The sequence below is a fragment of the Streptomyces collinus Tu 365 genome, assembly GCF_000444875.1.
In the GTDB taxonomy this organism is placed as follows: domain Bacteria; phylum Actinomycetota; class Actinomycetes; order Streptomycetales; family Streptomycetaceae; genus Streptomyces; species Streptomyces collinus_A.
Map to the genome: position 1 here is coordinate 6,009,845 of NC_021985.1, position 18,832 is coordinate 6,028,676.

General features: G+C 73.4%; 15 protein-coding genes and 1 pseudogene. 11 read left to right on the forward strand and 5 right to left on the reverse strand.

Annotated elements, in window-relative coordinates; translation table 11 throughout:
• The first annotated feature begins 108 nt into the window (after positions 1-108).
• The 3 genes from B446_RS26215 to B446_RS26225 are packed head-to-tail and all read left to right on the forward strand — an operon-like array spanning position 109 to position 3,199.
• Positions 109-975: a lysophospholipid acyltransferase family protein gene (locus tag B446_RS26215; RefSeq protein ID WP_020942447.1), complete on the forward strand. Its 867-nt coding sequence runs from the start codon at positions 109-111 to the stop codon at positions 973-975.
• Positions 972-1,982 (forward strand): NAD(P)H-dependent glycerol-3-phosphate dehydrogenase, encoded by a 1,011-nt coding sequence (locus B446_RS26220; protein ID WP_020942448.1) that lies wholly within the window; start codon positions 972-974, stop codon positions 1,980-1,982. The genes B446_RS26215 and B446_RS26220 overlap by 4 nt, the downstream gene beginning before the upstream one ends.
• A gap of 59 nt (positions 1,983-2,041) precedes the next feature.
• Complete coding sequence (locus tag B446_RS26225; RefSeq protein WP_020942449.1) at positions 2,042-3,199, forward strand: D-alanine--D-alanine ligase family protein; 1,158 nt, start codon at positions 2,042-2,044, stop codon at positions 3,197-3,199.
• Positions 3,200-3,223: 24 nt separating this feature from the next.
• Here B446_RS26225 and B446_RS26230 read toward each other — a convergent pair whose 3' ends face one another.
• Together B446_RS26230 and B446_RS26235 are read right to left on the reverse strand one after the other, a co-directional pair.
• Complete coding sequence (locus tag B446_RS26230) at positions 3,224-3,739, reverse strand: DUF3515 domain-containing protein (RefSeq protein ID WP_020942450.1); 516 nt, start codon at positions 3,737-3,739, stop codon at positions 3,224-3,226.
• Between the two features lie 20 nt (positions 3,740-3,759).
• The gene (locus B446_RS26235) at positions 3,760-3,993 is read right to left on the reverse strand and encodes an Lrp/AsnC family transcriptional regulator (RefSeq protein WP_003997603.1); all 234 of its coding nucleotides are present in this window, start codon (positions 3,991-3,993) and stop codon (positions 3,760-3,762) included.
• A gap of 206 nt (positions 3,994-4,199) precedes the next feature.
• Here B446_RS26235 and B446_RS26240 point away from each other — a divergent pair, with 206 nt between their 5' ends.
• Both B446_RS26240 and thiD read left to right on the forward strand, forming a co-directional pair.
• Positions 4,200-5,165, forward strand: coding sequence for a thiamine-phosphate kinase (locus B446_RS26240; RefSeq protein WP_020942451.1), 966 nt, complete (start codon positions 4,200-4,202; stop codon positions 5,163-5,165).
• Positions 5,162-5,947: a bifunctional hydroxymethylpyrimidine kinase/phosphomethylpyrimidine kinase gene (gene thiD / locus B446_RS26245; protein ID WP_020942452.1), complete on the forward strand. Its 786-nt coding sequence runs from the start codon at positions 5,162-5,164 to the stop codon at positions 5,945-5,947. Before B446_RS26240 ends, thiD begins: the two co-directional genes overlap by 4 nt.
• Before the next feature lie 164 nt (positions 5,948-6,111).
• Here the strand turns inward: thiD and rpmB are convergent, their stop codons facing one another.
• Positions 6,112-6,297 carry a 50S ribosomal protein L28 gene (gene rpmB, locus B446_RS26250; RefSeq protein ID WP_003993230.1) on the reverse strand — a complete coding sequence of 62 codons (186 nt, stop codon included), beginning with the start codon at positions 6,295-6,297 and terminating at the stop codon, positions 6,112-6,114.
• A gap of 259 nt (positions 6,298-6,556) precedes the next feature.
• On the opposite strand from rpmB, the gene B446_RS26255 reads away from it, so the two are divergent.
• Positions 6,557-8,389 carry a DAK2 domain-containing protein gene (locus tag B446_RS26255; protein ID WP_020942453.1) on the forward strand — a complete coding sequence of 611 codons (1,833 nt, stop codon included), beginning with the start codon at positions 6,557-6,559 and terminating at the stop codon, positions 8,387-8,389.
• A 7-nt stretch (positions 8,390-8,396) separates the two neighbouring features.
• Here B446_RS26255 and B446_RS26260 read toward each other — a convergent pair.
• Both B446_RS26260 and B446_RS26265 read right to left on the reverse strand, forming a co-directional pair.
• A pseudogene (locus B446_RS26260) lies at positions 8,397-11,425 on the reverse strand (tetratricopeptide repeat protein).
• On the reverse strand, positions 11,425-13,251 hold the full coding sequence (locus tag B446_RS26265) for an HSP90 family protein (protein ID WP_020942455.1): 1,827 nt from the start codon (positions 13,249-13,251) through the stop codon (positions 11,425-11,427). Before B446_RS26265 ends, B446_RS26260 begins: the two are co-directional and overlap by 1 nt.
• A gap of 204 nt (positions 13,252-13,455) precedes the next feature.
• On the opposite strand from B446_RS26265, the gene recG reads away from it, so the two are divergent.
• The 5 genes from recG to B446_RS26290 all read left to right on the forward strand — a co-directional run bounded on the left by recG (position 13,456) and on the right by B446_RS26290 (position 18,830).
• A complete protein-coding gene (gene recG / locus B446_RS26270; protein ID WP_043476481.1) occupies positions 13,456-15,687 on the forward strand; it encodes an ATP-dependent DNA helicase RecG in 2,232 nt (743 codons plus the stop codon).
• 81 nt (positions 15,688-15,768) lie between these two features.
• On the forward strand, positions 15,769-16,356 hold the full coding sequence (gene rsmD / locus B446_RS26275) for a 16S rRNA (guanine(966)-N(2))-methyltransferase RsmD (RefSeq protein ID WP_020942457.1): 588 nt from the start codon (positions 15,769-15,771) through the stop codon (positions 16,354-16,356).
• Between the two features lie 26 nt (positions 16,357-16,382).
• Positions 16,383-16,862 carry a pantetheine-phosphate adenylyltransferase gene (gene coaD / locus B446_RS26280; protein WP_020942458.1) on the forward strand — a complete coding sequence of 160 codons (480 nt, stop codon included), beginning with the start codon at positions 16,383-16,385 and terminating at the stop codon, positions 16,860-16,862.
• Between the two features lie 57 nt (positions 16,863-16,919).
• Positions 16,920-18,026, forward strand: coding sequence for an ATP synthase F0 subunit B (locus B446_RS26285; protein ID WP_020942459.1), 1,107 nt, complete (start codon positions 16,920-16,922; stop codon positions 18,024-18,026).
• Between the two features lie 153 nt (positions 18,027-18,179).
• Positions 18,180-18,830: a YceD family protein gene (locus tag B446_RS26290; RefSeq protein WP_020942460.1), complete on the forward strand. Its 651-nt coding sequence runs from the start codon at positions 18,180-18,182 to the stop codon at positions 18,828-18,830.
• The last annotated feature ends 2 nt before the right edge of the window (positions 18,831-18,832 follow it).

The following is an 18,832-nucleotide window of genomic DNA, read 5'->3' on the forward strand; positions in this document are numbered from 1 at the left end:
CCGGCACGGAGGTGGGTGGGGCGTACGGTGTCCTCGACAGACCGGCGGCCCGGGGCGACACTTGTGCGGCCCCCGGGGCCTGAGCAAGTCCTAAAGGAAGGTGTCCGCGTGTCCCGCCGCAGAATCGGGTTCTGGTACCGCTTCGCAGCGGTCCTCTGCAAACCGCCGCTGGTGGTTCTGATCAAGCGGGACTGGCGCGGAATGGAACACATTCCGGCCGACGGTGGATTTATCACCGCGGTGAACCACAATTCCCACGTGGACCCCTTCGCGTACGCGCACTATCAGTACAACACCGGACGGGTTCCGCGATTCCTGGCGAAGAGCGGACTTTTCAAGAAGGGATTCGTCGGCGCCGCCATGCGCGGCACCGGGCAGATCCCCGTCTACCGCGAGAGCACGGACGCGCTCAGCGCCTTCCGTGCCGCGATCGACGCCGTGGAGCGCGGCGAGTGCGTCGCCTTCTACCCCGAGGGCACCCTCACCCGCGACCCGGACGGCTGGCCCATGACCGCCAAGACCGGCGCGGCCCGGGTCGCCCTGCAGACCAAGTGCCCGGTCGTCCCGGTCGCCCAGTGGGGCTGCAACGAACTGCTGCCGCCCTACGCCAAGAAGCCCCACCTCTTCCCGCGCAAGACCCACCAGGTCCTCGCGGGCCCGCCGGTGGACCTCTCCCGGTTCTACGACCAGGAGATGACCGCCGACCTCCTGCGCGAGGCCACCGAGGTCATCATGGCGGCGATCACCCGCCTGCTGGAGGAGATCCGCGGCGAGAAGGCCCCCGAGACGCCCTACGACCCCCGCCGCGAGCGGATCGAGCAGCGCCGCAAGACCCGGGCGCAGGCGGAGCGGGCCTCCTTGGCCGGCAGCGAGGACGCGCCCGACGGCGGGACGGCCTCGCTCACCGGGGCGGAGACCGCGCCGGCCGGCACGGAGGTACCGGGCGGCGGCAGCGAAGAGGAGAGCGGCAAGTGAGCAAGCCTGTCCGGGTGGCCGTCATGGGCACCGGCTCGTGGGGCACCGCCTTCGGCATGGTCCTCGCCGACGCGGGCTGCGAGGTCACCTTGTGGGCCCGCCGCACCGAGCTGGCCGAGGCGGTCAACTCCACGCGGACCAACCCCGACTACCTGCCCGGCGTGGAACTCCCGGAGAACCTGCGCGCCACCTCCGACGCCGCCGGGGCCCTGCGGGACGCCGACTTCACCGTCCTCGCCGTCCCCTCCCAGACCCTGCGGGCCAACCTCGCCGAGTGGACGCCGCTGCTCGCGCCCGGCACCGTGCTCGTCTCCCTCATGAAGGGCGTCGAACTCGGCTCCGCCATGCGGATGAGCGAGGTGATCGACGACGTCGCCAAGGTCGGCGCCGACCGCATCGCCGTCGTCACCGGCCCCAACCTGGCCCGCGAGATCGCCGCCCGGATGCCGGCCGCCGCCGTCGTGGCCTGCACCGACGAGGAGGTCGCCCGGCGCCTCCAGGCCGCCTGCCACACGTCGTACTTCCGGCCGTACACCAACACCGACGTGGTCGGCTGCGAACTCGGCGGCGCGGTCAAGAACGTCATCGGGCTCGCCGTCGGCATCGCCGACGGCATGGGCCTCGGCGACAACGCCAAGGGCTCCCTCATCACCCGCGGCCTGGCCGAGACCACCCGGCTCGGCATGGCCCTCGGCGCCGACCCGCTGACCTTCTCCGGCCTCGCCGGCCTCGGCGACCTGGTCGCCACCTGCTCCTCGCCGCTCTCCCGCAACCACACCTTCGGCACCAACCTGGGCCGGGGGATGACGCTGGAGGAGACCATCGCGGTCACCCGGCAGACCGCCGAGGGCGTCAAGTCGTGCGAGTCCGTGGCCGATCTCGCCCGCCGGCACGGTGTCGAGATGCCCATCGCCGAGACGGTCGTCGACATCGTGCACGAGGGCAAGCCGCCGGTGGTCGCCCTCAAGGAGCTGATGTCGCGCAGCGCGAAGCCGGAACGACGCTGAGCGACGCCCCTGCGTCGACGCTGTATCGGGGCTCTGCCTGCGGGTACGCTCAACCCGATATGAGCACCGAGAACCTCCCCCAGAGCCCTGAGCAGCCGTCCCGCAAGCCGCGCGTGGCCGTCGTGTTCGGCGGACGCAGCTCCGAACACGGGATCTCCGTGGTCACCGCGGGCGCCGTCCTCAAGGCCATCGACCGGACGAAGTACGACGTTCTGCCGATCGGCATCACCCGGGACGGCCGTTGGGCCCTGACGGCCGACGAGCCCGAGCGCATGGCCATCACCGACCGCCGGGTGCCGGCCGTCGAGGAACTGGCGGAGTCCGCCGACGGCGGCGTGGTGCTCCCCGTCGACCCGCACAACCGCGAGGTCGTCTACACCGAGCCCGGCGCCGTGCCCAAGGCGCTCGGCGAGGTCGACGTGGTCTTCCCGGTGCTGCACGGCCCCTACGGCGAGGACGGCACCCTCCAGGGCCTGCTGGAGCTGTCCGGGGTGCCCTACGTGGGCTCGGGCGTGCTCGCCTCGGCCGTCGGCCAGGACAAGGAGTACATGAAGCGGGTGTTCACCTCCTTCGGGCTCAAGGTCGGCCCGTACGTGGTGATCCGCCCGCGCGAGTGGGAGCAGGACGAGTCCGCCGCCCGCAAGAAGATCATCGACTTCGCCGGTGAGCACGGCTGGCCGCTGTTCGTGAAGCCCGCGCGCGCGGGCTCCTCCATCGGCATCACCAAGGTCGACGACCTCTCCGGCCTGGACGAGGCGATCGCCGAGGCCCAGGCGCACGACCCGAAGATCCTGGTCGAGGCGGCCCTGCGCGGCCGCGAGATCGAGTGCGGCGTGCTGGAGTTCGAGGACGGCCCGCGCGCCTCGGTCCCGGCCGAGATCCCGCCGCCCCAGGAGCACGCGTACTACGACTTCGAGGCCAAGTACATCGACTCCACGCCCGGCATCGTCCCGGCCCCGCTGACCGGCGAGGAGACCGCCGAGGTGCGGCGGCTCGCGGTCGAGGCCTTCGACGCGGCCTCCTGCGAGGGCCTGGTCCGCGCGGACTTCTTCCTCACCGAGGACGGCGAGTTCGTGATCAACGAGATCAACACCCTGCCCGGCTTCACGCCGATCTCGATGTACCCGCAGATGTGGCAGGCCACCGGCATCGGCTACCCGGAGCTGGTGGACCGCCTGGTGCAGGCCGCGCTGCGCCGCTCGACCGGGCTGCGCTGACCGCGCGCCCGCACCGGCCCACCGTCAGCGCATGGAGGCGATCCCCTTGGGGATCGCCTTCCCGACGGAGGGCGCGAGGCCGGTGAGCACCGGCGTCGCGTCCTGTCCGGACATCCCCCGGGGCAGGCTCACCTGCACATAGGCCACGCGGTTCGCCGTGGTGAAGCGCCAGGTGCCGTCGTCCCGCTTCTCCATCAGCCAGTCGACGCCGTCCACCCCGCCCGCCACGGCGTCGGGGTCCCCGCCCTCGGCCACCTTCGGGTCCACCATCTTCGGCGGCCGCCGGACACCGCAGCGCAGTATGATCGCCGGGCTTCCCCAGCCCGCCGTGTAGGCGGACCGGGGCTCGGGGTCGTCGCGGCCCCGTCCGTCCAGCTTCTCGGGCAGCGCCCGGTGCAGGTCCCGGCAGACCCCGGCCGTCTTGGCGTCGGGGCTGGGAACCGCCACCGTGGCGCTGTCGTCCGCCGAGGAGCAGCCCGCGACCGCGATCAGCAGCGCGGGTGCGAGCAGGCCGAGGGGCCGGTGACGGAAGATGTTCACCGGCCAAGGGTAGACGGGGGCTACAGATGCACGACCGGGCAGGTCAGGGTGCGGGTGATGCCGTCCACTTGCTGGACCTTGGCGACCACCATGCGACCCAGGTCGTCGACCGTGTCGGCCTGGGCGCGCACGATGACGTCGTACGGTCCCGTCACGTCCTCGGCCTGGATCACACCAGGGATCTTGCTGATCGTCTCGGCGACGGTCGACGCCTTGCCGACCTCCGTCTGGATCAGGATGTACGCCTGTACCACGGAACCTCCAGGGCGGCCACGAGGATCATGTGGGGAAAAGGAACGCCACGGTATCGCGTCGCCGCTCCCCGCGGGGAGACCCAGCGGGGACCGGGCTTGCGCGCCAGGGTGCAGGCACGACAGAAGTTGACGGTCACCTCGACGGTATCGGGGACACTGATGACGCGCGACCGGGCACGGACCGGCACAGAAGGGGCTTGAGGGCAATGAAGGGCACAGTGGGTGAGCTAGGTGAGTTCGGGCTCATCAGGGAGCTGACCTCCCGTCTCACCACCACCCCGGTGGTCCGGGTCGGCCCCGGTGACGACGCCGCGGTGGTCGCCGCGCCCGACCGCCGGGTGGTGGCGAGCACCGACATCCTGCTGGAGGGACGGCACTTCCGCCGCGACTGGTCGACGGCCTACGACGTCGGGCGCAAGGCGGCCGCGCAGAACCTCGCGGACATCGCCGCCATGGGCGCCGTGCCGACCGCGCTCCTGCTCGGCCTGGTCGTCCCGGCCGAACTCCCGGTCACCTGGCCCACCGAGCTGATGGACGGCCTGCGCGACGAGTGCCAGGTCGCGGGTGCCGCCGTGGTCGGCGGTGACGTCGTGCGCGGGGACACCATCATGGTGTCGATCACCGCGCTCGGTGACCTGCGCAACCAGGAGCCCGTCACCCGTGGCGGCGCCCAGCCCGGCGACCTGGTGGCCGTCACCGGCTGGCTCGGCTGGTCCGCGGCCGGCTACGCGGTGCTCTCCCGCGGCTTCCGCTCCCCGCGCGCTTTCGTGGAGGCCCACCGGCGTCCCGAACCGCCGTACCACGCGGGCCCGGCCGCCGCCGCGCTCGGCGCGACCGCGATGTGCGACGTGAGTGACGGGCTGATCGCCGATCTCGGGCACATCGCGGAGGCCAGCTCGGTCCGCATCGACATCCGCTCCGGGGCGATCGACATCCCCTCGCAGATGAACGACATCGGCCAGGCCGTCGGCGTCGACCCGTTGCAGTGGGTGCTGACCGGGGGAGAGGACCACGCGATAGTGGCGACCTTCCCGCCCGACGCCAAGCTGCCGGCCCGCTGGAAGGTCATCGGCGAGGTCCTCAACCCCTCGGCGCTGCCCCAGGTCACCGTCGACGGGGCGCCGTGGACCAGCAAGGGCGGCTGGGACCACTTCGGGGACCTGGAACCGTGATCCCGCGCGTGCTCACGGTGGCGGGCTCCGACTCCGGCGGCGGAGCGGGCGTCCAGGCCGACCTGAAGACGATGCTGGCGCTCGGCGTGCACGGCATGAGCGTGATCACGGCCGTGACCGCGCAGAACTCCCTGGGCGTCCAGGGCGCCTGGGAACTGCCGGCGGAGGCCGTACGGGCCCAGTACCGCAGCGTGGTCGACGACATCGGGGTCCAGGCCGTGAAGACCGGCATGCTGGCCTCGGCCGAACTGGTCGAGGCGGTCGCCGAGTTGATCGCCGGCACGGACGCGCCCGCCGTGGTGGACCCGGTCGGCGTCTCCAAGCACGGTGATCCGCTGCTGGCCGCCTCCGCGCTGGACTCGGTGCGCACCGCGCTGCTGCCGGCGGCGACCGTGGCCACCCCCAACCTGGACGAGGTGAGGCAACTCACCGGGGTCGGGGTCGAGTCGGAGGACGATCTGCGCCGGGCCGCGGCGGCCGTGCTGGCGTACGGGCCGCGCTGGGTGCTCATCAAGGGCGGGCACCTGGCGGGCGACGCGGTGGACCTGCTGACCGACGGCTCCGCCGAGCACTGGCTGCGGGCCCCGCGCCACGACAACCGGCACACCCACGGCACCGGCTGCACGCTCGCCTCGGCGATCGCGTCGGGGCTGGCGAAGGGGCTTTCGGTCCCGGAGGCGGCCCATGCGGCCAAGGAGTACGTCACCGGGGCGATCGCGGCCGGGTTCGCCCTCGGAGCGGGCATCGGACCGGTCGACCACGGCTGGCGCACGCGCACCTGAGCACGGACGGCGCCGGGCGCGCGGTACGGATCGGATCAGGGCATCCGATCCGGCGATGTCGGATCAGGCGATGTCCGATCAGGCAATGGCAAAAGCCGGCCCACCCGGAGGTGGACCGGCTTTGTGCAGCGAACCGAACAGTGGCCGCGCGCTCAGCGGTAGCGTCAGCGCGAGACCTTGCCGGCCTTGATGCACGAGGTGCAAGCGTTCACGCGCTTCGGCGTCCCGCCGACCACGGTACGCACACGCTGGATGTTCGGGTTCCAGCGGCGGGACGTACGGCGGTGCGAGTGCGAGATGTTGTTGCCGAAGCCCGGCCCCTTGCCGCAGACGTCGCAGTTGGCAGCCACGGGTCACTCCAAAGACTTCAGATGCACTTACGGTTGATCCCGGCATGCCGGGATCGAGATCATAAGACCTGAGACCTTGAGTGGCGTTGCCAGGGGGAATGGCCCGATCAGATCGGGCAACCGGAGCAGCATACAACGACTGCGTCCGTACAACGAAACTACCATGGCGACTCAGCGCCCCGCTCCCGGCCCTCTTCCGGAGGGCACCCCTCCGGGGTCTACGCTGCGTCCCACGTCCAAGCAGCTCAGGGAGGCGCAGGTGGCGCAGGCGCCGCAGACACTCGATGCTCTCGCGGTACGCACCTGGTGCGGTCTGGCGCTGCGGGCACTGGGGCGGGCCCGCGAGGAGATCGACGCCATCAACGTCTACCCGGTGGCCGACGGCGACACCGGCACCAACCTGTACCTGACCCTGGAGTCCGCGGCCACCGCCGTCGAGGCCGTCTTCGCCGGGTACGGGACGGGCTCGGCGGAGCCGTCCCTCGCGGACGCGGTGCGCGCCATGGCCCACGGGGCGCTCATCGGGGCCCGCGGCAACTCCGGCACGATCCTCGCGCAGCTCCTGCGCGGCATGGCGCAGGAGCTCGCCGGCGACTCCCCGCACGGGCAGGACGGCACCGGCGGCACCGGCAGTGCCGACAGCACCCCGGGCACCTCCGGTACGGACGGCGCGGGGCTGCGGCGGGCGCTGCGGCGGGCCGCCGACTCCGCGCGCGAGGCCGTGGCCCATCCGGTCGAGGGCACCGTGCTGACGGTCGCCTCCGCCGCCGCCGAGGCCGCCGAGGCCGCCGCGGGCGACTGCCGGGCCGTCGCGCGGGCGGCCTACGAGGGCGCCCGGGCCGCCCTGGCGGCCACCCCCGGCCAGCTGACCGTGCTGCGCCGGGCGGGCGTCGTCGACGCGGGCGGCCGCGGACTCGTGGCCGTACTCGGAGCGCTCGTGGAGGCGTGCACCGGGGAGGCGGTCCGCGAGACCCTGCACGCCGCGCAGGCCGCCACCGACGCGCACGCGCGCGTGACGGGCGTCCCCGGCGGCGCCGGGGCCGGGCCCTGGGTCCGCGCGGAAGCCGCCGCCCACGCGGAAGCCGCCCCCCAGGAGGAACCGCACCCCGGCGCGGCCACCGGCACGGGCGGCTCCACTCCCGCGTCCTGCGCCGACGCCACCGGGACGGGCGGCCCCGCCTTCGAGGTGATCTACCTGCTGGAGGCGGACGACACGGCCGTGGCCCGGCTGCGCGCCCGGCTCGACGCCCTCGGCGACTCCCTCGTCGTGGTCGGCGGCGACGGACTGTGGAACGTCCACGTCCACGTCGACGACGCGGGCGCCGCCGTGGAGGCGGGCGTCGAGGCGGGCCGGCCGCACCGGATCCGCATCACCCACTTCGGCCTCGGCGACGTGCACACCGGCGGTGAGCAGCCGCCCCGCGAGCGCGCCCAGCGGGCCGTCGTCGCCGTCGTGCCCGGCGAGGGCCTGGCCGGGCTCTACACCGAGGCCGGCGCGACCGCCGTCCTCGCCCGCCCCGGCGAGCCGCCCGCCAGCGGGGAGCTCGTCCAGGCCGTACGGCGCGCCCACGCACGCGAGGTCGTGCTGCTGCCCAACGACGCCGAGCTGCGCCACACGGCGGCGGCCGCGGCCGAGCAGGCCCGCACCGAGGGCATCCGGGTGGCCCTGATCCCGACCCGCTCGGCGGTCCAGGGCATCGCCGCGCTCGCCGTCCACGAACCGGGACGCCGGTTCGACGAGGACGTCGTCCAGATGACCTCGGCGGCCGGCGCCACCCGGTACGCCGAGGTCGCCGTCGCCGAGCACCGCTCCTGGACCACGGCGGGCATCTGCCAGGCCGGGGACGTGCTGGGCCTGATCGACGGGGACGTGGCGGTGATCGGCCCGGACGTCGCCGCCACCGCCGTCACCGTCCTGGACCGCATGCTCCAGGCCGGCGGCGAGCTGGTCACCCTCGTGGTCGGCGACGAGGCGCCCGAGAGCGTCGCCGACCGCCTGGAGGCACGCGTGCGCGAGTCCTACCTCGCGGTGGACACCGTGGTCTACCGGGGCGGCCGGCAGGGGGCGCTGCTCCTCATCGGCGTGGAGTGAACCGGGGTCACGCCCCGGGCCGCGCCGGCCCGAGGAACCGCTCCGCCTCGGCCCGCCGCGCCCGGACGGTCCCGTCACCGGAGTCGGCGCCCTCGTAGGCCGCGAGCACACCCCGCGCGCGTGCCGCCGCGGCGGCGGTCCGGCCGAGGTCGGCCTCCAGCCCGGCGGCGGCGAGCTCCGCGCCCGTACGGCTGTGCAGCCCCGCCGCCCCGAGCGTGCCGAACAGCCCGGCCGCCCGGTCCAGCTGCACCAGCGCGGCCTCGAACGCCTCCCGCCCGGCTCCCTCGGCCGTTCCGGACCGCTCGGCGGTTTCGGCCTCCTGGGCCGTTTCAGCCGCCTCGGCCGCCTCTGCCCCCAACCGGGCCAAGAGGTCGCCGAACTGGCTGTGGGTGTTGCCGAGTTCCGCCACGAGCCGGTCCCGGTCCGCCGGGTCGGCGGCAGCCCGCAGCGCCTCCTCACAGGCGTGCACCGCGTCCGCCATCAGCTCCCGCGCGCCCCGCTCCCCGGCCTCGCCGCGCAGCGCCAGCCAGGCACGGGCGCGTATCGAGCGCACCAGGAAGACCGGGTTGTCCAGCCCCCGCCACAGCTCGCCCGCGCGCGCGTAGGCACGGTCCGCCTCCTCCAGCAGGCCCGCGTTGCTCAGGGACTCGGCGGCGAGGTGGGCGAGCGTCGCGTGGTCCTGCTGCTCCGGCCAGTGCCGGGCGATGTCGGCGGCCCGCAGCCGGCGCTCCGCCGCCTCCCGGTGCTCGCCCAGCTCGCCCAGGCAGTCCCCGAGCCACCAGAGCGTCTGGACGACGGCCCCGTCGCCGTGCGTCTCCTCGGACAGGTCGGGCAACGCCGACTCCAGCACCTCGGCGGCCTCCGCGTACCGGTCCTGGCGCAGCAGCAGTCCGCCGAGCTGGTGCCGGGCCCAGGCGCCCAGCGTGGCGCTCTGACCCGCCTCGTCGGCCCAGTGCGCGGCCTCCAGGGCGTGCTCCGCCGCCTCGCCGGCCTCGCCGCGGGCACCGATCAGCTCCGCGAGCTGGAGGTTCAGCTGGGCGCGGCCGGCCGGCTCCACATACGGCCCGCCGTGCTCCAGGGCGGATCGCAGCGCCTGCTCGGCCCCGGCCGGGTCCCCGAGCCGGTGCGCCAGCGAGGCCGCCCCCACCTCGTGCTCCACCGCGTACCACGGCAGCCCGGCGGCCACGTACTCGGCGGCGGCCCGCCGGAGCAGCCGTACCGCCTCGGACTCCCGCCCCGAGCGCCCGGCCAGCTCGGCGAGCATCGCCCGCGCCTCGGCCGACCGGGCGGCCGTCCGCACGTCGTCGCCGGTGCGCCCCTCGACCAGGGCCAGCACCTCCCGCACGGCCCCCTCGGCCTCGGCGAGCGCCTCGCGCGCATCCGCCCCCGCCCCCGGGCGTCCGTGGCGCCCTCCGCCGGACCCGCGGCCTCCGGGACCTCCTCGTGCACCCGGCGCATGAGGATCCGCGCCCGGCTCATCACCACCGACGCCGTCTGCCGCACCCCGGTGGCGTCCTCGGCGTACAGCGCGAGCACCTCGTCGTACGGCCCGGCGACCGCCGCCAGCGCCGCGTCCACCTCACCCGTCAGCGCCCGTACGTAGGCCCCCCGCGCGCGTGCCGCCAGGGCCTCCCCGGGATCGCCGGCCTCCGCGTACAGCCGCGCGGCCCGCTCGAACAGGGCGAGGCCCTCGGGGCCACGGGCCATCGCCTCGTGGTCCATGACCTCCGCGCGGGCCCGCGGCTCCAGCTCGGTACCCTCGGCGGCCCGCGCGACCGCCGCCCACGCCTCCAGCGCGCCCGGCCGCAGGCTCTGCGCGAGCCGCCGTGCCTCGGCGATCAGCGCCGGCAGGTCCGGCCGCCCGGTCGGCTCCGTGCGCTCGGCGGTCCGCGCGGCCGCCGGAGCGGCCACGGGCGCCGGACGCGCCCTGCGGACCCCCAGCGGCAGCCGCTCCACCAAGGGCTCCTGGGCCATCCGGGCGCGGGCGCGGTCACCGATGTGCGAGGTGCCGTTGCGCCCGTCGAACCGCGCGGCCAGCTCCAGCGCCTCCACCCGCGCGTGGGCGCCCAGTTCCCGCGCGCTCCACGAACGCCCCGCCGGACCGGGGACCCCCTGCTCACCCAGACCCAGCGCCGACAGCCGCTCCATCAGCAGCGCGACCACGGCCAGGAAGTCCAGCCGGCTGCGCGGGTGCCCGGTGTCCGTGAAGTACGCCGGCCGCTCGGCCAGCAGTTCCAGACCCCGCGCCTCGTTCCCGGTCAGCGCGCAGAACTCCACGTGGTCCGCGTAGGCGCCCCGCATGCTCTCCATCGGGCGGACCAGACGGAACCCGCGCAGGTGATGGGCACGGGCCTCGTCCACGCGGCCCAGCCGCAGCAACGGCACCAGCGACGAGGCGAGCACCGTGTGCGGCTCGTGGGCGCAGCTGTACTCGCCCTGGAGCACCGGCCCCCACAGCCGCAGCGCCTCCTCGTCCCGGCCCCGCTCCACCTGCCAGGCGCCCTGCCCGTGCAGCTCGCAGGCGTGGCAGTCGGCCATCCGGTCCCGGTCCGCGGCCAGCCACGCGGCGTACGCGCGCTCCGCCCGCGGCAGGTCCCCGACGTGCGCGGCCACACTGAACTCCGCGCTGCGCACCGCCCGTTCCGAGTGCCCCGCGAGCCGGTAGCGGTGCTCCATCTCGCCGAGCCACTTCTCCACCGAGGCGAGCGGGATGTGCGGCTGGTCGAGCATGCCCGCCGACACCCACTTGAAGACCCAGTGCAGCGAGTGCGCCTCGTACTCGTCGAAGTCCTCCGGCCGCTCGTCCCACATGCGCAGCAGCCGCGCGAACGGGACGAACATCCGGTCTTTCTCGGAGCTGTAGTTGTAGACCTTCAGCTGGTGCCCCAGGGCCTCGATCACGGCGAGCGGGACGTTCAGCCGCTCGGCCTCGACCAGCAGCTGCTCCGCGCGCGCGTTGCGCGCCGGGCCCTCCGGCCGCTCGGAGTTCTCCGCCATCGCCCGGCGCAGCGCGTCGAAGTCGGTGATCTCGTCCATCAGCGACCGTTCTCCCCGTGAGTGGCCCACTCCAGCAGGCCGATGAACGCCCGGTTGAGCAGCGCGGAGTCGGCCGGCCTGAGCGGCCGCTGCGCCATCAGCAGGGCCTGCCCGTACAGCGACTCGGTCGCGGTGCCGATCAGCTCCCGGTCCCGCAGCGAACTGATCCGGCGGATCAGCGGGTTGAGGTGGTTGAGCACCAGACGCGCGCGGGGGGCGCTGCCGCGCAGCGACCCCAGGATGCCCGCCCACAGCTCGTCCGCCTGCTCCTCCGCCTCGGCCCGCGCCTGCTCGTGCCGGGCCGCCCGGTCGTCCAGGTGCAGCGCGGGCACGGACAGCGGATGGAAGGCGCGCAGCACCACGTCACAGCCCAGCGGGTCGAGCTTCGCGCGCGCGGCCGCCAGGAAACCGGCCAGCGCCAGCTCCTCGGCCGGGTCGACGGCGTCCAGGTGCGCCGTCACGGTGTCCGCGTCCAGCTCGGCGACCACCGTCCCCGGCCGCACCGACGGCAGCGCCTCGACCAGCTCGCTGTCGTACGTGTAGCCGCCGTTGACCACCCCGACGCCCTGCGCCGCGGCGATCGGCGCGACCTGCCGGTACTCCTCGACCGTCCGCGTGAAGTGGACGACCGGGTGCCGCTGCGCGAACTCCTCCAGGGACAGCTGCCCGTCGGTCGTCTCGAACGGCAGCCACGGCAGCATCGTGCGCAGCATGTCCGCGTCGTGCCGGGCCAGGGACTTCACCCCCAGGTGGTGCACGGCGAGGAACGCGGAAAGCCGTTCCGGATCGCCGGCCGCGAGCCCGGTCAGCCAGGACCGAATCCTTTCGCCCAGCGCCTCCCGCACGGCCGCCAGGGTCTCGTCCTCGTACAGCGACTCCCGCGAGGCCGTGGGCCGCAGACTGTCGGTGTCCAGGACGCAGCGCACGAAGAACGCCCACTCGGGCAGCAGCTGCTCGGCCCGCTCGGTGAGCAGCATGCCCTTCAGGTGCACGCGGTGCGTGGCCCGCTGCGCCGGACTGACCGCCGACGGCAGCACATGGGCCACCCCGCGTATCCCGGCCAGCGGCAGGTCCAGGTCGATCGAGTCCAGCGGGGAGAAGCCGAACAGCTCGTGGCAGTGCCGGGCCAGCGCCACCCGGCGCGCGGCCGGGCTCGGGTACGGCCGGTCCCAGGGCGCGGGCAGGTCCGTGACCGCCTCCTCGCCCACCCGGACGTCGTAGGGCAGCAGCGACCCGAAGTCCCGGGCCAGGGCGAGGACACGCTCGGGCGACAGCCACTCGGCCGCGCCCGCCCGGGCCACCAGGTGCACGGTGGTGCCGGGCTCCGGCCGCGCCTCGTCCGGCAGGGTCCGCACGGTGTACGAGCCGTCGTCGCTCGCCGTCCACTCCACGGGCGGCGCCCCGGGCGTACGGGCGCTGCGGCTGACCACGCGGATCCGCTCGGCGACCACGAAGCAGGCCAGCAGGCCGATGCCGAACTGGCCGAGGAAGTCGGACCTGGCCTCCTGGAGGCCGTCCGCCCGCTTGGAACTGCGGCCGATGGTCGCCAGCAGGCTGTGCACGTCCGACTCGGTGAGCCCGACGCCGCTGTCCTCCACGCGCAGCGACCCGTCCGCCGCGTGCAGCCGCACCCGGGCGGGCGCGGAGGGTTCCTCGGCCCGTCGCGCGGTGATGGCGTCCACCGCGTTCTGCAGCAGCTCGCGCAGATAGACCTTGGGGCTGGAGTAGAGGTGATGGGAGAGCAGGTCCACCAGACCGCGCAGGTCGACCTGGAACGTGTGGGGTGACTGGGATGCCTGGGATGACTGTGAGGTCTGGGAGTCCATCGTCGCAGCGCCGGCGGGGGGAGCGTGCCTTCGGCGCGGGGTCGGGCGGTCCCGGGTGGGGCGGTGACCGCGGGGGGGATGGCCGGAGCGCGTCATCCTAGGGCTCCAACGTGCCACCTGACCAGCGGTTTCCCAGACGTTCACAGCATTCGGCGGCGAACGCGCAGGACGGCGTCTACGGCATTGTCACCGCCGTGGTGTGCAATGGATCTCGTGCCCGCACTGGAAGAACCACTGAAACAGCCACTGAAGTCAGTGCTCGGCCCCGCCACCGCGAAGGTGATGGCCGAGCACCTCGGCCTGCACACCGTGGGCGACCTCCTGCACCACTACCCGCGGCGGTACGAGGAGCGCGGCCAGCTCACCCACCTCGCCGACCTCCCCATGGACGAGCACGTCACGGTGGTCGCCCAGGTCGCCGACGCCCGCCTGCACTCCTTCGCGTCCGCCAAGGCGCCCCGGGGCAAGGGCCAGCGCCTGGAGGTCACGATCACCGACGGCAGCGGCCGGCTCCAGCTGGTCTTCTTCGGCAACGGCGTGCACAAGCCGCACAAGGAGCTGCTGCCCGGGACCCGCGCGATGTTCGCCGGCAAGGTCTCCGTCTTCAACCGCCGCCTCCAACTCGCCCACCCGGCCTACGAACTGCTCAAGGGCGACAGCGAGGAGGCCGTCGAGACCTGGGCGGGCACCCTCATCCCGATCTACCCCGCCACCGCCAAGCTGGAGTCCTGGAAGATCGGCAAGGCCGTGCAGACGGTGCTGCCCAGCGCCCAGGAGGCCGTCGACCCGCTGCCCGCCTCCCTCCGTGAGGGCCGGGGCCTGGTCACCCTCCCCGAGGCCCTGCTCAAGATCCACCGTCCGCACACCAAGGCCGACATCGCCGACGCCCGCTCCCGCCTGAAGTGGGACGAGGCGTTCGTCCTCCAAGTGGCCCTGGCCCGCCGCCGCCACGCCGACACCCAGCTCCCGGCCGTCCCCCGCACCGCCCGCCCGGACGGCATCCTCACGGCCTTCGACGACCGCCTCCCCTTCACCCTCACCGACGGCCAGAAGAAGGTCTCCGCGGAGATCTTCACCGACCTCGCCACCGACCACCCGATGCACCGCCTGCTCCAGGGCGAGGTGGGAAGCGGAAAGACGTTGGTGGCCCTGCGCGCCATGCTCGCCGTGGTCGACGCCGGGGGACAGGCGGCCATGCTCGCGCCCACCGAGGTGCTCGCCCAGCAGCACCACCGGTCGGTCACCGAGATGATGGGCGAGCTCGCCGAGGGCGGCATGCTGGGCGGCGCCGAGCACGGCACCAAGGTGGTGCTGCTCACCGGGTCCATGGGGGCCGCCGCCCGCCGCCAGGCACTGCTCGACCTCGTCACCGGGGAGGCCGGCATCGTGATCGGCACCCACGCGCTGATCGAGGACAAGGTGCAGTTCCACGACCTCGGCCTCGTCGTCGTGGACGAACAGCACCGCTTCGGCGTCGAGCAGCGCGATGCCCTGCGCGGCAAGGGCAAGCAGCCGCCGCACCTGCTGGTCATGACCGCCACCCCCATTCCCCGCACGGTCGCCATGACCGTCTTCGGCGACCTGGAGACCTCGGTCCTCGACCAGCTCCCGGCCGGCCGCTCCCCGATCGCCACCCACGTGGTCCCCGCCGCCGACAAGCCCCACTTCCTGGCCCGCGCCTGGGAGCGGGTGCGCGAGGAGGTGACGGGCGGCCACCAGGCGTACGTCGTCTGCCCCCGCATCGGCGACGACACCGACGAGACCGACGGGGCCGGCGACCCGAAGAAGGCGCGCAAGTCCCCCGAGGACGAAGCGGAGAAGCGCCCGCCGCTCGCCGTCCTCGACATCGCCGAACAGCTCGGCCGCGGCCCCCTCCAGGGCCTGCGGGTCGAGGTCCTGCACGGCAGGATGCACCCCGACGACAAGGACGCGGTGATGCGCCGTTTCGCCGCGGGCGAGACCGACGTCCTGGTCGCCACCACGGTCATCGAGGTCGGTGTCAACGTCCCCAACGCCACGGCCATGGTCATCATGGACGCCGACCGCTTCGGCGTCTCCCAGCTCCACCAGCTCCGCGGCCGGGTCGGCCGCGGAGCTGCCCCCGGACTCTGCCTCCTGGTCAGCGAGATGCCCGAGGCGAGCGCGGCCCGCCAGCGGCTGAACGCCGTCGCCTCCACCCTCGACGGCTTCGAGCTCTCCCGCATCGACCTCGAACAGCGCCGCGAGGGCGACGTCCTCGGCCAGGCGCAGTCCGGTGTCCGATCCAGCCTGAGGGTCCTCGCGGTCATCGAGGACGAGGAGGTCATCGCGGAGGCCCGGGAGGAGGCGGCGGCGCTGGTGGCGGCCGATCCGGAGCTGGAGCGGCTGCCGGGCCTGCGGACGGCCCTGGACGCCCTGCTGGACGAGGAGCGGGAGCAGTACCTGGAGAAGGGCTGAGCCGCCGCGGCCCCGCAGGGGCGCGGGGCCCGGACGACCGGCCACAATGAACGAAAAACCGCCCACGAAGAAGGACCCCACATGACCCGCGTGATCGCCGGCCGGGCCGGCGGACGGCGCCTGTCCGTACCCCCGGGCACCGGAACCCGCCCCACCTCCGACCGCGCACGCGAGGGCCTCTTCTCCACCTGGCAGTCCCTCCTCGGCGGCCCCCTGGACGGCGAACGCGTCCTGGACCTCTACGCCGGCTCCGGAGCCGTGGGCCTCGAAGCCCTCTCCCGGGGCGCGAGCCACACCCTGCTGGTGGAGGCCGACGCCCGCGCGGCGAGGACCGTCCGGGAGAACGTGCGGAACCTGGGCCTGCCCGGCGCCGAGGTACGGGCGGGCAAAGCGGAACAAGTCGTCCGTACCGCACCGCCCGCCGAGCCCTACGACCTCGTCTTCCTCGACCCCCCGTACGCGGTCACGGATCACGATCTTCGCGAGATCCTGCTCACACTCCACTCGGAGGGCTGGCTCGCTGAGCAAGCGCTCGTCACCGTGGAGCGCAGCACCAGAGGCGGTGAATTCCGCTGGCCCGACGGCTTCGAGCCGATCCGGGCCCGCCGTTACGGCGAGGGAACGTTTTGGTACGGTCGCGCCGCCTCTACGTGCGAAGACGCACGATGACCGGACCGGAGAGCGAGGGATCACAAGTGCGCCGCGCCGTCTGTCCCGGGTCGTTCGACCCGATCACCAACGGACACCTCGACATCATCGCCCGTGCCTCCCGTCTGTACGACGAGGTGTACGTAGCGGTGATGATCAACCAGTCCAAGAAGGGCCTGTTCGAGATCGAGGAGCGGATCGAGCTGATCCGCGAGGTCACCGCCGAGTACGGCAACGTCCGCGTCGAGTCCTTCCACGGCCTGCTCGTCGACTTCTGCAAGCAGCGCGACATCCCCGCCATCGTCAAGGGCCTGCGCGCCGTCAGCGACTTCGACTACGAACTGCAGATGGCCCAGATGAACAACGGCCTCACCGGCGTCGAGACGCTGTTCGTGCCGACCAACCCGACGTACAGCTTCCTGTCCTCCTCGCTCGTCAAGGAGGTCGCGGCCTGGGGCGGCGACGTCTCCCACCTCGTGCCCGCGCCCGTCCTCCAGGCCCTCAACGGGCGTCTGCGCAAGGACTGAACGGGCTACAGTCGTCCCGTCCGTCTCCAACACAGCTGTAGAGAGTGGCGAGCACAGGTGGACGTCCAGAAGAAGCTCGACGAGATCGTCTCCACGGTCTCCGGCGCCCGGTCCATGCCGATGTCGGCCTCGTGCGTGGTCAACCGCGCCGAGCTGCTCGCGTTGCTCGAAGAGGTGCGCCAGGCGCTGCCGGGTTCCCTCGCGCAGGCGCAGGAGCTGATCGGCGACCGTGAGCAGATGGTCGAGCAGGCCCGCATGGAGGCCGGCCGGATCATCGAGAGCGCGCACGCGGAGCGCGGCTCCCTGGTCTCCGACACCGAGATCGCGCGCCGCTCCCAGGCCGAGGCCGACCGGATCCTCGACGAGGCCCGCCGGGAGGCCGAGGAGGTCCGCGCCGACGCCGACGACTACGTCGACTCCAAGCTCGCCAACTTCGAGGTCGTGCTCACCAAGACCCTCGGCTCGGTCGGCCGCGGCCGCGAGAAGCTGCTCGGCACCGGCCCCGGTCTCGACGAGAACGGCTACGAGGACGAGGACGCCCCCGAGCGCAGCCAGGACCCGGAGACCCTGCGCCACAACGCCGACGCGTACGTCGACGCCAAGCTGGGCGCGTTCGAGGCGGTCCTCGCCAAGACCCTGGAGGCGGTGGGCCGCGGCCGGCAGAAGCTGCACGGCCGGATCGCCACCGACGACCTGGGCGCCCTCGCCGACGACACCACGACCTTCCAGCACTCCAGCGACGCCGACTACCTCGCCGACCTCGCGGCCCTCGCGGACACCCCGGCCGAGCGCCCGGCACCGGCCCAGCAGCCGAGCCGGCCGGAACCGCCGGCCCAGCCGTCCTACGAGCCGCAGCCCGCCTACGGCTACCAGCAGCAGCCCGACCCGTACGGGGGCTTCCCGCAGCAGCCGGACTACGTCCAGCAGGACCCGTACGGCTACCAGCAGGCCGACCCCTACGCGGCCGCCGGCTACGCGCAGGCCGCCGACGGCTCCTTCCAGGGGTACGACCCGCAGCAGGCGGCCTACGACCCGCAGCAGGCGCAGCAGCAGCCGGCGCACCAGTCCACGCAGGGTTACGCCCTCGACGAGACCAGTCTGTTCGACACCGGCATGATCAGCGCGGAGCAGCTGCGCGCGTACGAACAGGGCCGGGGACTGTAGCCGCGACGGCGGCCGGTCGGCGGGACGACCACCGGATTGGGCCCTGAGCGAAAGGTCCAGTATCCTGGCTGTTCGGTCGCGCCTACGTCCGCGATCACCGCTGCCCCGACATCGCGGGCGGCGGCCCTCCGAGCTCGAAGATCGAAAGCAGGAATGGCTTCCAACGCCCGCCTCGACCACCGCAACCCCCTCGTGTTCGACACACACGAGCTGGGTCGGCGTCCTGGCGCGCTGCAGCGCCTGAACCGCACGATCGACGCTCCCGCCGATCTCGGCATCCAGGGGGTCATCGGAGTGCCGGAAGGCGCGCCGGTGGAGCTCGAACTCCGGCTCGAGTCGGTCATGGAAGGGGTGCTCGTCACAGGCACCGCCCGTGCACAGGCCGAGGGGGAGTGCGTAAGGTGTCTGGAGCCGGTCGGGCTGGAGCTCGAAGCGGACTTCCAGGAACTGTTCTCGTACCCTGACGCCGACGACCGGGGCCGCGTGATCGCGGAACCGGGCGACGACGCCGAGGACGACGAGGACAGGTTCTATCTCGAGGACGGCTTGTTCGACCTCGAACCTCTGCTGCGCGATGCGGTGGTGCTCGCACTGCCGATGCAGCCGGTGTGCCAGGAAGACTGCCAGGGCCTGTGCTCCGAGTGCGGAGCGCGGCTCGCGGACGACCCGGACCACCATCACGACGCCGTCGACATCCGTTGGGCGGCTTTGCAGGGACTCGCCGGTTCACTCGAAGACGGCGAGAAGGACGAGATGAGCGGCGCTGACGCGGAAGCGGGCGTCGACGAGAAGCAGGAGAAGTAGCC